Here is a 13,045-nt window from a genome sequence, read left to right on the forward strand (position 1 = left end):
CATTTGTCGTTTTGGAAAGTCAAGTATTTTTATTCAAATTGCCCCACTAGGTATACTTTTACTTAAAGAGGGGTAAAGTCTAGAAGAATATTTGGAATAAAAGGAAGGTGTAATCCAATGAAGTCCACTGGAATTGTTCGAAAAATTGATGATTTAGGGCGTGTTGTTATTCCAATTGAAATTAGGCGCACACTTAATATAAATGTCCATGATCCGATGGAGATTTTTATTGATGATAATGCCATCATTTTCAAAAAGTATATTGCTGGACTTGAATGCGATGTAACGGGGACGATTTCTTCGGAGAATAAGCATTTTTTGGACGGCAAGCTAACGTTAAGTAAAGACGGGGCGAATCAATTGATTGCAGAAATTAAACGTCAGTTTGATACATGAAAAAGGAGCTTGGGTATCCAAGCTCCTTTTTCAAATTACTTTTTCTTAAACTTACGAAATATGTTTTTAGAAGCACTTTTTACAACATCAAAGAAGCTGATAGAGGGCGTCATATTGGCCGGATCGACGTATACGCGTATTGCTCGTAAGGCGTCTTTTGGCTTTTTAGAAGAAAAAGTGTACGTGCCATTTTGCTTCGTTTTAATAGCATAGCGGGGAATCCACTTCCCTTTTAGCATAACTGAAACAATGACTTGGTCGACTTCTTCCCACGGAATTTGAATAAACTTGCGCACGTCTCTTGAATTAAAAAATTCAAAACCCTTATCGCCTATCATGATTTTTCCGTAATCCGTGAGCCCCGTAAAAGCAGTAGCATCTATTGTTAAATCTACCTTCGTATTTATCGACTGAACCAAATATATCCGCTCCATTTCTTTTTACTTTGACATTCATTATACCAAAAAATTAAGCAGAAAGTGGTTGGCGGGAACCAACCACTTTAACTGTTTCCTTTTTAGAAGAGTCCGATAACGTGTCCAACTACACCTACTACGAATAAGCCAAGAATGATAATAATTGGACTGATTTTTTTCTTAAGCAACCACATACATAAGAATGTAAGTGCTAAGGCAGCAAGTCCTGGAATTAAACTATCTAAGTTATTTTGTAACGTCGTAACTTTTATTTCAGAAAGTGCTAAGCCGGCATTTTGTTGTTCAAGAGCTGTTTTAATCCCTTGAGCGCCTGCTGGCAAGTGGTTCCAATCAATATAAGCTCCTTCATCAAGTTTAACTTTAGAGATGATTGGCGCGAACTGAATGTTTACCCACCTTTGTACCAGGGCGGCGAGCACGAACATACCGAGTATCGAAGCACCTTTTGTAATGTCTTGAAGAAGTCCACCAGAAAGGTCATCAGTAATTTTAGAACCTGCTTTGTAAGCAAACTCTTGTGTGTACCACATGAAGCCCCAACGAATAATATTCCAAGCAACGAAAAAGATAATTGGGCCAAGAATGTTTCCGCTAAGAGCAAGAGAAGCACCTAAAGCGCCTAACATTGGACGTAGTGTGAACCAGAATACCGGATCCCCAACGCCGGCAAGCGGTCCCATCATACCAACTTTTACCCCTTGAATTGCAACATCATCAACTTCTGCTCCGTTTGCGCGTTCTTCTTCTAGCGCAAGCGTTACACCGAGAATTGGTGAGGCAATGTATGGGTGCGTGTTAAAGAATTCCAAGTGACGTTTCATCGCTTCAGAACGGTCATCTTTAGATTTATATAATTTTTTAATCGCTGGAAGCATTGAGAATACCCAGCCACCATTTTGCATACGTTCATAGTTCCAAGAACCTTGAATAAACGTAGAGCGCCATGCTACTTTCAGGCGGTCTCGTTTCGTTAATTCAACTTTTTCTGCCATTTTTATTCTCCTCCTTTTTTAGGCTTAATAGTCGTTTAATATATCCCCGAGCGGATCACTTGAGTTACCTTTTCCACCGCCGTTAGAGTTTCCACCGCTCATTTTAGAAAGTTGTAAGTAAATAAGCGCTAATGCAACACCTAATGCACCTAGTGCGATTAATGTTAACTCGGAAATTGCTGCTACAACAAAACCAATAACGAAGAAAGGCCATACTTCTTTTGTCGCCATCATGTTGATTACAAGTGCATAACCAACGGCTACTACCATTCCCCCACCGATTGCCATACCATCTGTTAACCATGCTGGCATTGATTCTAGGAAATTTTGTACAGTGGCTGCTGGGATAAATAATAGCGCCGCTGCTGGAATTGCGATACGTAAACCTTGCATACAGATTGCTGAAATGTGTAACCATTCAACTTCTCGCATATGCCCTTTTTCAGCTGCTCTATCCATCATATGAACGATTGGAACGGCTAAAGTACGAACGATCATTGTTAAGAAAAGACCTGCTACTGCAAGCGGAATTGCAATTGCGATTGCGGACGGAATACCTGCTACACCTTGTCCACCTAAAACTAAAATAATTGCTGATGCTACTGACGCCAGTGCTGCATCCGGTGCAACCGCTGCTCCGATATTTGCCCATCCAAGTGCGATCATTTGAAGCGTACCACCGAGGATGATACAGGCAGTTAAGTTCCCTGTTACTAAACCAATTAATGTACATGCTACTAAAGGTTGATGGAATTGAAATTCATCCAGAATCCCTTCAATACCCGCTATAAATGCAACGATTATTACTAAAATCATTGATATAATAGTCATAATGTACCTCCTATTTTTGAATTTATTCGCTTACCCTTTTAATTCTGCTTTTGCTTTTTTGATGATGTCCTCCATGTTCGCGCTAGAATCGTTTGGAACTTTACGAACATCGAATTTAATACCTTTTTCTTTTAGCTTATCGAAAGCTGCCACATCTTCTGGTCCCATTGAAAGTACTTTGCTTACTACCACTTTGCCGACAGAATGTGCCATAGAGCCAACATTTACTTCCTTAATGTCTACGCCACCTTCAACAGCTCTTAACACATCTTCTGGATTTTCAAATAATAAAAGTGCTTTTGTATTCCCAAAACGTGTATCTTTTGAGATTTCAATCATTTTGTCAACTGGAATAACATTTGCTTTAACGCCTGGTGGTGCCGCTTGTTCAATTAACTTCTTACGCAAATCATCTTTCGAAACAGCATCCGATACAACAATGATGCGATTCGGTTGCGTTGATTTTGTCCAAGCTGTTGCCACTTGTCCGTGTAACAAACGAGAGTCAACACGTGCTAAAACAAATTTTATTTTCCCATCTCCAACAACAGTTCCCGGTGCCATCGGGCCTGCTGCTTGTTCCGCTGCTACAGGTGCAGCTTCTGCTGGTTCTAGTTCTTCCGGTTTCACTCGAATTCCTTCTTTGCCACTCCCAATAATATGCGCCGCAATTTCTTGCGCAGATTCCATAGTGAAGCGTGATGCAAAGGCTTCGATGAGCATTGGTAAGTTAAGACCGGCTACAATTGCCCACGAATCAGCATGCGCTTCAAACAAGTTGTTCGCTTGATTAAACGGAGTGCCTCCCCAAAGATCAACTAAAATCAATACTTGATCTTGGTTATCAAACGTTGCAATCGCAGCTTCCATCTTTGCTCTTACATCGTCAGGGCCTTCATTTGGCATCAGCGTAATCGCTTGAACATTTTCTTGCTCTCCAAAAATCATCGTACCAGATTGCAAGACGCCAGAAGCAAACTCTCCATGGGTTGCAAGGATAATTCCTACCATTCTTTTACCTCCTAAGTGAAATATTTTGTTTAAAATAGACAGTCAAATGTCTAGGCAGATTTAATGTGTGATTCCGTTTTTGTCTATCTTAAAAATCTAAATGCACTCCCTTTTTAACGAAGAGCATCCATTTAATGTATTGCAAGTTTCGTGCCAAATATAGTGTATCAAAGCGGATGGCATTGTATACCGCTCATCCGTCGAATTTTAAAAATTAAATTTCTCGAAGTGTATTATAGATTAATACGCTATTTCCTGATAAATATTAGTGTATTATTTAACGAAAACCAGCCCTAACCTTGCATTTATATTTGAAAAAATTCTGCTTTTGCAGCAGAATCTCGTCATATTTTGTCTTAATTAGTTAATTGTTACAATACAAAATTTAAAGAAATACGCTTCATAGCTTCTATCAAGAAATATTTTTGTATTGCTTTCAGCAACTATATTTGTGTTTTTTAATATGTTAAAGTATACATATCGCTAGCAAATGACTCAACAAGGAGGAGGACAATGCTCAAAGAAAGAATTAATTTTTTACTCGACAAAAAAGGGATGTCACGAAAAGAACTTGTAAGCGGACTAATCACTTTACCCCATTTTTCAAATATTTTAAAAGGGCGTTATATCCTCGCTGAAGATTTAGCATCTAAATTCGCTGAAAAACTTGAGGTACCCGCAGATTATCTGCTTAAAGCCGAAGATATATCTAACCATATATTGCAAGGCGCAAATGATATCGTAAACCAGATGATTGTTTTCATTGATATTGATGAAACATATGTCACCACACTTCCGAACTGTTCCAACCCACTTGTGATTGAATTAACTTCTAAACTTATGGCAGCTTGTTATTATCAATCAATCGGGGATAACAAAAATTATGCTTTTTTACATAAAACTATTTAAACTTTTATTTAAAAGAGTTTTCGGACGACGATATCAAAGACCTTCCAAGCCCGTTAAAAAAAGCTTTTTACTTTTATAAAATCCAAGTTTTTAGGTCGAAAAATGATTTTGAACTCGCCTATAGCTATTGTAAGTTACTGCTCCCACTTCTTACGGAAGATGTCGAGCCTTGGCTTGCCGTAAAAAAAATAGAAGTTGAAATTCTGCTTACACTGAGAAAATTTGAGGTGGCAAAGAAGAGTTTAGATGAGGCAATGCAAAAAATTCAACTAAAGAACTTAAATTATCATCTCCCAAGCTTTTATGTTTTACAAAGCAACTATTATTTTTATTTAGGTTTTTCCGAGGAAGCATTGATTAGTCTATCGAAAGCCGAAGAAAATGTAGCTCATTTGGATTTAACAATAAAAGGAACTTATCTCATTACCATTTTTAACAATCGCATCGTCATGCTTATTAAAACAGGAAAGTTGGTTGAGGCTGAGTCAGAAAGCGAACGTTTTAATACGTTTTTACAACACTCTTCAGAAGTCGAAGAAACATTTTTTACATTAATAAAAATCTACAGGGCCGATATCGCCTTATTAGGAAAACAATTCGATAGGCTTGCTATACTGATTGAAGAACTCGAAAAACTTCCTAAAAATAGCGACCAAGGTTATGCATTGCGATTTTACAAAGCGATGCTTGCTATTTCAAACGGTGACTATCAACTCGCGGAAGAAGAAGCAGAATCCTGCATAATGTATTTTGAAGAGAACCCGATTATCGAGCGACTAGTCCCGCTATATGAAACCCTTGGCATTTGCGCCGAGAAAAAAAGGCAATATAAAAAGTCTTCAGATATGTATAAAAAAATTGTCTATTTACTAAAAGAAGGTTAGGAGAATAAAAATGAAAAAATTATCTCGTTTATTATCAACACTTGGATCTCTGTCAATTGTCGGAACAATGATTTATATATTCTTTTTGAGTAACGATGACTTAAGTGTCACCGTTGAAAGTTCTCTATTCAAAATTGGAATTTACGGCGGTATTGCATTAATCGTTTGTTCCACACTACTTTCCCTTTTCGGACTCAAAAGCGCAAAGGTGAAAAACGGGGAAGCCGCATTAGGCATCATTCGTAACTTCACCCAAACAGGAACTTACGTGAACGAACAGCCACAAGTCGAAATCCAATTAGATGTCGTCAAACGCTCTGGCGAAAATTTCCAAGGACAGGTGACAACCATTGTTCCCCTGACACAATTAGCAGCCTTACAAATTGGCGCTCCAATCCAAGTTGTAACAAATGATGCGCGAAAAGTCGGACTTCCTAAAAATGGCGACCCAACGCTTTCACAAGATGAAACACAACATTTATTTGAAGAATTCGGGATAAAACAAGGATTCATGGATGCGGAAGCCGTTAAAATTGGTAGAGAGGGTGTCAAAAGTTATGCTACAGTAACTGGAATGCGACCTCTAAACAGCATGTCTGACGCCAAAGTAACCGTTTCTCTAGACCTGGAAGTAGCGCTAAAAGATTACACAACAAAGCTCGTTACTGTTGAAAAAACGGTGTTTAATGAAGCACTCGACCAAATCCAACCGGGAAGGGTCATTGAAGTCATTTATCTGGAAAATAATGTTGAAAAACTTGTGATTCAAACAAAAAGTTCGGCAGAAAAAACGTTTCACGCCATACTCAATGAATGATAAACACAAAACAAATCCCCAGCAAATCAAGAGTTGCTGGGGATTTTTCCGTTGCTGCTTGACAGCAAGTTTTCTAATCTCTTTTGAAATTGTCCATATCAATCACTCTTTTGATCCAGCTCATGATACGCCCCGTAAACTTCACGTTTTGGGAGTTCGCGTTCTTTCATGACTATTTTAATTGCTTCTTTTGAAGATAGATCATTTTGTGCCATCACACTTTCAACGTGCGCTTTAATGGTTAGGTTGGTCCACCAGGCGGCGGTTGTTGACGTGGGATTTTCGTTTCCTTCGATAATTAGACAAAATTCGCCACGGACGTTCTCGTTTTCAGCCCAAGTGAGTGCTTCCGAAATTGTGCCGCGGAGAAATTCTTCGTAGCGTTTCGTGAGTTCGCGACAGAGCGTGATTTTGCGCGATTCACCCGTGATTTTCGCCATCGCTTTGAGCGTTTCTTTGAGGCGATGTGGGGATTCGTATAAAATCCATGTTTCGCGGCGTTCGGATAGTTCAAGGAGTGCTTCTTTTCGCTCTTTATTTTGTCGCGGCAGGAAACCATAGAAATAAAACGGCTGCGGGGCAAGGCCTGACGCGATGAGTGCGGTTAAAGCGGCGTTTGCTCCGGGGAGTGGAATGACTGTCAAATTTTCGGCAAGGCACGCCGCAACAAGTTCGTGGCCGGGATCGGAAATGGACGGCATTCCGGCGTCACTTACGAGCGCGATTTTCATGCCGCCTGCAATTTGTTTGACCAGTTCATTTTGGCGACCAAGCTCACTGTATTGATGGTAGCTCACCATTTTTGTGTGGATATCAAAATGGTTAAGCAGTTTAATCGTGTTTCGCGTATCCTCCGCAGCAATTAAATCGGCGTCACTAAGCATGCGAATCGCACGGAAAGTCATATCCTCCAAGTTGCCAATTGGTGTCGGGACCAAATAAAGCGCGCCGGCCTCTCGTTCAAAACTCTTCTGTGATTTCACCCGTTTCCCCCTCCTTCAAATAAATTTCCTTCTGCTTCCGCGACAACTTTTTAAACGCAGCTTCCGCTTTGGTCGCCTCGCTTCTGGTTGAAAATTTCTCCGTGTGAATAACCTTGACGGGACGCCTCGTTTTGGTGTATTTACAGCGAATGCCGGCATTATGTTCGGCTTCGCGGCGCAAAACATCAGTCGTATAGCCGCCGTAGAATGTGTCGTCGTTACATTTTAATACGTAAAAAAAATGTTCACTTGCCTTCGCCATATAGAATCTCCTTTAAAAGTGGGGTGTAGTCGCCGTTTTGTTCGTGCACAAAAATGGGTGGCAAGTAGCGCACGCCTGATTTCGCATCCTTTATCCCTTCAACAAGAACCATATTGGCGTCGCGGTCTAGGTGGGGGTGAACAAATTGCACGCGCTTTGGTTCCAAGCGATATTTGCGCATAAAATCCATGATGTCAACGAGGCGGTCAGGACGGTGAACAAAGCTTGCTTTGCCGCCTTGTCTGAGAAGCTCTGCGCTCACTCGGACGGTGTCTTCAAGGGTACACATGACTTCATGGCGCGCAATTTTATAGTGCTCATTGGCGTTCACCTTGCTAGATGGGGGCGTGTTGAAATACGGCGGATTGCATGTCACAATTTGATGTTTTTCCTTACCAAGCGTTTTTGTGACCTCACGAAGATCCGCTTCTAAAATGGTAATTTGGGCAGCTAATTGGTTGTATGAAACACTTCGGCGCGCCATGTCGGCTAGTCGTGGTTGAATCTCAACAGCCGTGATGGGAACTTCCGTGTGCTTGCTAAGAAGGAGAGGAATAATGCCATTTCCGCTGCAAAGGTCCACGATATCGCCTTTTTTTCGGGGAATGTATGTAAAATGGGCTAGCAAAACGGCGTCAAGAGAAAACGAAAAGACAGATGGACTCTGAATAATCCGCATTTCTTCTGCAAGTAAATAATCAAGTCGTTCGTCATCTCTTAACAATCGTTTCATCTCCTTAGAAAAGGCCTCTCCCCGTTTTCCGAGAGAAAGGCCATGTTTACTTTTTATTTAATAATGATAGGCAAAACAAGCAATCTTCGTCATTGCCGCGCGGGCTGCCGAAGTGAACGTTGCAGACGTGAAAACCTTCTTTATAAAGCTTCACTAAATTTTCGTGGCCGGCGTTTTGTTCAATCATTTGTTGCATCGCTTCTTTGCGTTCTTTTGCCATGACGCCTTTTTCATGTAAGTCTTGCAATTTTTCGCTCGACTCTCCTTGGCGCTTTCGCAAAAGATCATTTTCGAATTCTAGGCGGTTATTTTCTTCAATCATTTGGGCTAAGCTCGTTTTGAGTTCGCCAAGCTGTTGATAAAGCTCACCAATTTGTTCTTCCATGTTGCTTACTGAATCAAAAAGTGCTTTTTTCTCCATTATTTTCACCTCAAGACTTTGCTAGAAATGAGTTAAACGGACGGATTTCATCTAATGTGTATTCAAGAATCGTTTCTTCTTCAGGCATGCGTACCTGCAAAAGACGTTGTAACAAGTTGATGCCTGTTACTTTCGCTTCAGTTCCTTCTGGCGTTGTGATGACCGTTCCGACATCTGGCATTTCTCGTTTTGCAACTTCATATTCATCGTTTTCATATTTCAAACAGCACATTAAGCGTCCACATAAACCTGAAATTTTTGTAGGGTTAAGCGATAAATTTTGGTCTTTCGCCATTTTAATTGATACGGGTTCGAAATCACCTAGGAAAGTGGAACAGCAAAGCATGCGTCCACATGGTCCGATTCCGCCAAGCAATTTGGCTTCATCTCGCACACCAATTTGCCGCAACTCGATACGCGTTCTGAATACGGAAGCTAAATCTTTCACGAGCTCACGGAAATCCACACGACCTTCTGCTGTAAAATAAAAAATGATTTTATTTCGGTCAAACGTATAATCAACATCGACTAGGTTCATATCAATTTTGTGTTCCATAATTTTTTCTGCGCAAAGACTGAGCGCTTCACTACAAGATTCACGGTTTTCTGCTACGCATTTATAGTCTGCCTTCGTTGCGATTCGCACAACATTTTTAAGTGGTAAGACCACATCTTCTTCGTCGACAAACCTAGGTTCAATGACGGCGCGCCCAAATTCAATCCCCTGCGCATTTTCTACAATAACGCCCTGATCCTCAGCAATGTCTAAATCGCCAGGCGAAAAATAGTATATTTTACCAGCGTCTTTAAATCTGACACCAACAATTTTAATCAATTGAATGACCTCCCTGAACTTTTAATACAAGTTGCTCCATTAAAAGTTGCGGATTCATATTTGAATCCAGTTTTGTTTTAGCACTCAAAATTAGTTCGATATCACGGGTAATTTTCGTTAACGAAAATTTAAGTGCATCGTTTTTTAGCATGTCTTTTTGTCCCACACAAATCAGTTGATATTCCGGAGAAAGCGCCATATGTAGCACATCCCGGAGCAGAAGCATGAACAAATCTAGCCCGATTTTAAGATTCTCTTTTTCCTTAAATAACGGCATCCATGTTTCCTGAATAAAAATAAGTGGATTTGGGCCCGAATGATACAAACCTTCATATAATTTTACGGCGGCACTTCTTGCATCTGCGAAAAATTCATCTTCTTCAAAGTGCATGGCTTCGTCGATACTTCCGGTTAAACTTGCGTATATTCGTGCTTTCTGTTCCGCAATTCCCGTAGCAACAAGTCGCTCGACCAGCTGATTAAAGTTCAATTCTTTAAATTGGACGGGCTGCAAACGCGAAGCAATTGTCGGTAAAATTTGGCTTTGATTTTCGGTTAAAAATAAAAGGAGCATGCCCGGCTCTGGTTCTTCAATAAATTTAAGAAGACTGTTTGCCGATTGAAGCGTCATTTTATCGGCTTCTTCAATAATAAGTACTTTCTTGTCGGATTCCATACCTCGTTTCGTAAGCTCCATTTTCAGCTCACGAACTTGGTCGATTTTAATGCTTAATCCGTCAGGTTTTAAAAAGTGAACGTCTGGATGGTTATGATTTTCGATTCGGGTACAATTGACACATTTCCCGCAAACAAGTGACTCTTTTGTCTGCTCTAAACAAAATAAACTTTTTGCGAGCCAAAGCGCCATTTGTTTTTTTCCAGTGCCTCTTGCCCCAGCAAATAAGTAGCCATGCGACAAGCGGTTAGAGGCTACTGATTGCGTAAAAAGATCCATAACAACAGGCTGCAAAGTGCGTAATTCCTCTTGTAGTCCCACAAAAAACTCCCTTTCAAGTTCATTCTTTCCTATTATAACATGACAGACAAAAATTCGCGTGATTTTTTTATTTTCCTAAAAAAAGTTAAATTTTTCCCAAATACGATAGACAAGACACTATTTTCGGAATAGAATAAGGAAGAAGAAAAGCGGCTATTCAAAGGGGGCATCACCTATGCAAGAATCGCAAAAAGGCATTACTGATTTTTTGCGCACGCACACTGCTGATATGATTTCCGACTGGCTTGATTCCATCTACTCCATGAAAAAACCGTACACAAGTTTCGTGTACGAACCGCTTTACAAAGAGGAATTACGCGCAGATAGTAAACAAACTGCCAATTTGATTATTGATTTTTTTAACCCGGATAAAAGCCAATTCGAAAATTCGCTTACAAAATGGCTCGACCACATGTACAAGCGTCGCATGGAAAACGAAGTTCCACTACCCGAAGTGCTTATGACTTTGGATAAACTGCGGTATCAATTTCTAAAATGGACGGGAAAATTTGCGATTGCCACCGATTCGATTTCGAAAGCGCAATACTCAGAAGCAATTCAATCGATAAACTTTGCCTTTGATGCGATTAACGAACAATTCACCGACTTATATTTCACACAAATCATGCAACACCTAAACGCGCAACAACATTTAATTGCAGAAATTAGCACGCCGATTATTTCCATTACCGACCATATCGCCATCTTACCTTTAGTTGGCCGCGTCGACCATGAACGTGCTGAACAGTTGATGGAAACCACAACAACGCGTTGTAGCCAGCTAAATGTTGATTACCTATGCATCGATTTATCGGCCATCACCACTTTCGAATCTACACTCGTCAAAATGCTGTTTAACCTAGCTAGCGTTTTAAAACTACTTGGCATCGAGCTCGTTTTATCAGGCATCACCCCAAAAATGGCGCAGCAAATGATACAGCTTAACCAAAGCGTCGACATTCCTGCCTATCATTCGCTAAAGGAAGTTCTAAAAGATAAGGTTTAAAAATCATGGAGCAAATGTTTCATGGTTTTTTCATTTCGCTTAAATCCTCCTTACAAGCTCTACTAAATCGCGGTAATCGCCTGAAAACAGCGCCTTTCATTCGAAAAACGCTTAAACTAGCTTTCCTAAAAACGGGTATGGTTTAAAGAATGTGTTGGATAGTTCACATTCAAATTCGAAAGAAGGAGGAGCTTTCAGTGAGAAAAAATGGGATTTTCTATGTCACGATCTTCCTTGTCAGTCTTCTGACGATTTGTATTTTTGCGGCATTTCCAAGCAAAAATGCGTTCGCGAGGTCAACCATTCCACTTGAATCTGTTATAACAGGGAAAACGGGAACGATTTATTTAAAAAGTAAAAAAGAGGCTGTGTATACGGTGGACAAGCCCATCACGAACGTGCAAGTGAATTTGATTGGGCATGCTGCTGGTTCTGAAATTAAAGCAAATTTTAACGGGACGGGACGAAATAAAACGCCTTACCTCATCTCATATGCAACTGGCAAACAAAATATTACGATTAAAAATATTACGTTTGATTTGGCTAAACGAGGTCGAGGTAGCCTTTATTTCTCGAAAGTCCAAAACTTAAATTTATCTAACAATACATTTACGGGCTATTCAAAAAAATATGGGTATTATAAAACGGATAGTTCGGTTTTACTTGAGAACTCCAAAAATGTAACGATAGAGCGAAACAATTTTATTAACAATGGTTTTGAATATTCAAATCGAGATGGTGACTTGAACCGCTCGGTAACCATTCAAGGCAATTCTAGTAATCAATTTAAGCTTTTGAACAACAAATTTTACAAGGTTAATCAGGCGGTTGTTGCGATGAGTACTGGTGTCAATTCTTTTCTTATAAAGGGAAATCGCTTTGAACAAATTGTTGATAACGCGCTTTATTTGCTTACTATTGGACGAGCAGACATTTACAGCAACGTTTTCCTAAACTCGGCAGATGAGGGCATTGTTATTTCAGGCGGCACGTTTAACATCAAAAGTAATCAGGCGACGAATGTTCGGAATAAATTTTTGGCCGTTGACAATAGCGTGCAATCAATAGACTTTGCTTACAATTCTGTTGTCACAAATCTGGCTACTAAAAAAAGTCGCCCTAGTGCCATTACGTGGCGTCCAGGACGAGAGCGAGCACTTGTTACAAGGCTATATATTCGCGATAATTCGTTCAATCTTGACACCGCACCGAGCAATTTTGATGTGTTCCCTTTTGGAAATGTGAAAACTTTTTCGTTTACCAATAACAAAATCATTCTGCAAAATCTGGCAACCTACCAAAAACTGTTCGCGTTTAAAGGCAGATCAACCATTGATTCTGCTACCTTCTATAAAAACACAATCACTACACGTCAGAAAAATGGCATTGCACCGAAATCCATTTTCTTGCGTGAAGACTCCAATACTTTTACCCCGATAAAAAAACTCATGATTAAATCCACCTCGTTTAAAGGGCAATTGCCTAAAAGATACAAGTATACTAAATGATTTGCACCAACCAAAATGTGCGT

16 protein-coding genes are annotated in these 13,045 nt (G+C 40.1%); 6 read left to right on the forward strand and 10 right to left on the reverse strand.

Annotated elements, in window-relative coordinates:
• Positions 1–117 precede the first annotated feature (117 nt).
• On the forward strand, positions 118–396 hold the full coding sequence (locus tag BN1609_RS09360; RefSeq protein WP_088810782.1) for an AbrB/MazE/SpoVT family DNA-binding domain-containing protein: 279 nt from the start codon (positions 118–120) through the stop codon (positions 394–396).
• A gap of 35 nt (positions 397–431) precedes the next feature.
• Here BN1609_RS09360 and BN1609_RS09365 read toward each other — a convergent pair whose 3' ends face one another.
• The 4 genes from BN1609_RS09365 to BN1609_RS09380 all read right to left on the reverse strand — a co-directional run bounded on the left by BN1609_RS09365 (position 432) and on the right by BN1609_RS09380 (position 3,667).
• Positions 432–815 (reverse strand): DUF956 family protein, encoded by a 384-nt coding sequence (locus BN1609_RS09365; RefSeq protein WP_088810783.1) that lies wholly within the window; start codon positions 813–815, stop codon positions 432–434.
• Between the two features lie 98 nt (positions 816–913).
• Positions 914–1,825, reverse strand: coding sequence for a PTS system mannose/fructose/sorbose family transporter subunit IID (locus BN1609_RS09370; RefSeq protein ID WP_088810784.1), 912 nt, complete (start codon positions 1,823–1,825; stop codon positions 914–916).
• Positions 1,826–1,849: 24 nt separating this feature from the next.
• Complete coding sequence (locus BN1609_RS09375) at positions 1,850–2,656, reverse strand: PTS mannose/fructose/sorbose transporter subunit IIC (protein WP_088810785.1); 807 nt, start codon at positions 2,654–2,656, stop codon at positions 1,850–1,852.
• Between the two features lie 30 nt (positions 2,657–2,686).
• On the reverse strand, positions 2,687–3,667 hold the full coding sequence (locus tag BN1609_RS09380) for a mannose/fructose/sorbose PTS transporter subunit IIA (protein ID WP_088810786.1): 981 nt from the start codon (positions 3,665–3,667) through the stop codon (positions 2,687–2,689).
• 513 nt (positions 3,668–4,180) lie between these two features.
• On the opposite strand from BN1609_RS09380, the gene BN1609_RS09385 reads away from it, so the two are divergent.
• From BN1609_RS09385 to BN1609_RS09395, 3 genes are all read left to right on the forward strand, one after another.
• Positions 4,181–4,576, forward strand: a complete 396-nt coding sequence (locus BN1609_RS09385) for a helix-turn-helix transcriptional regulator (protein WP_088840784.1) — start codon at positions 4,181–4,183, stop codon at positions 4,574–4,576.
• Between the two features lie 254 nt (positions 4,577–4,830).
• Positions 4,831–5,460, forward strand: coding sequence for a lipopolysaccharide assembly protein LapB (locus BN1609_RS09390; RefSeq protein WP_088840785.1), 630 nt, complete (start codon positions 4,831–4,833; stop codon positions 5,458–5,460).
• A 10-nt stretch (positions 5,461–5,470) separates the two neighbouring features.
• Complete coding sequence (locus tag BN1609_RS09395; RefSeq protein ID WP_088840786.1) at positions 5,471–6,277, forward strand: hypothetical protein; 807 nt, start codon at positions 5,471–5,473, stop codon at positions 6,275–6,277.
• 98 nt (positions 6,278–6,375) lie between these two features.
• Here the strand turns inward: BN1609_RS09395 and rsmI are convergent, their stop codons facing one another.
• From rsmI to holB, 6 genes are read right to left on the reverse strand one after another with little or no spacing between them, the layout of a single operon-like run.
• Positions 6,376–7,260: a 16S rRNA (cytidine(1402)-2'-O)-methyltransferase gene (gene rsmI, locus BN1609_RS09400; RefSeq protein ID WP_088810789.1), complete on the reverse strand. Its 885-nt coding sequence runs from the start codon at positions 7,258–7,260 to the stop codon at positions 6,376–6,378.
• Positions 7,238–7,522: a GIY-YIG nuclease family protein gene (locus BN1609_RS09405; RefSeq protein ID WP_088825832.1), complete on the reverse strand. Its 285-nt coding sequence runs from the start codon at positions 7,520–7,522 to the stop codon at positions 7,238–7,240. The genes rsmI and BN1609_RS09405 overlap by 23 nt, the downstream gene beginning before the upstream one ends.
• Positions 7,506–8,255 (reverse strand): tRNA1(Val) (adenine(37)-N6)-methyltransferase, encoded by a 750-nt coding sequence (locus tag BN1609_RS09410; RefSeq protein ID WP_088810791.1) that lies wholly within the window; start codon positions 8,253–8,255, stop codon positions 7,506–7,508. Before BN1609_RS09410 ends, BN1609_RS09405 begins: the two co-directional genes overlap by 17 nt.
• Positions 8,256–8,301: 46 nt before the next feature.
• Complete coding sequence (locus tag BN1609_RS09415) at positions 8,302–8,676, reverse strand: initiation control protein YabA (protein ID WP_088810792.1); 375 nt, start codon at positions 8,674–8,676, stop codon at positions 8,302–8,304.
• Between the two features lie 10 nt (positions 8,677–8,686).
• On the reverse strand, positions 8,687–9,511 hold the full coding sequence (locus tag BN1609_RS09420; protein WP_088840787.1) for a stage 0 sporulation family protein: 825 nt from the start codon (positions 9,509–9,511) through the stop codon (positions 8,687–8,689).
• The gene (gene holB, locus BN1609_RS09425) at positions 9,504–10,508 is read right to left on the reverse strand and encodes a DNA polymerase III subunit delta' (RefSeq protein ID WP_088840788.1); all 1,005 of its coding nucleotides are present in this window, start codon (positions 10,506–10,508) and stop codon (positions 9,504–9,506) included. Before holB ends, BN1609_RS09420 begins: the two co-directional genes overlap by 8 nt.
• A 175-nt stretch (positions 10,509–10,683) precedes the next feature.
• Here holB and BN1609_RS09430 point away from each other — a divergent pair, with 175 nt between their 5' ends.
• Together BN1609_RS09430 and BN1609_RS09435 are read left to right on the forward strand one after the other, a co-directional pair.
• Complete coding sequence (locus tag BN1609_RS09430; protein WP_088839210.1) at positions 10,684–11,514, forward strand: STAS domain-containing protein; 831 nt, start codon at positions 10,684–10,686, stop codon at positions 11,512–11,514.
• Between the two features lie 197 nt (positions 11,515–11,711).
• Positions 11,712–13,022 carry a right-handed parallel beta-helix repeat-containing protein gene (locus BN1609_RS09435; RefSeq protein ID WP_088810796.1) on the forward strand — a complete coding sequence of 437 codons (1,311 nt, stop codon included), beginning with the start codon at positions 11,712–11,714 and terminating at the stop codon, positions 13,020–13,022.
• Positions 13,023–13,045: the final 23 nt, after the last annotated feature.

It is taken from the genome of Listeria sp. ILCC797 (assembly GCF_900186185.1).
In the GTDB taxonomy this organism is placed as follows: domain Bacteria; phylum Bacillota; class Bacilli; order Lactobacillales; family Listeriaceae; genus Listeria; species Listeria goaensis.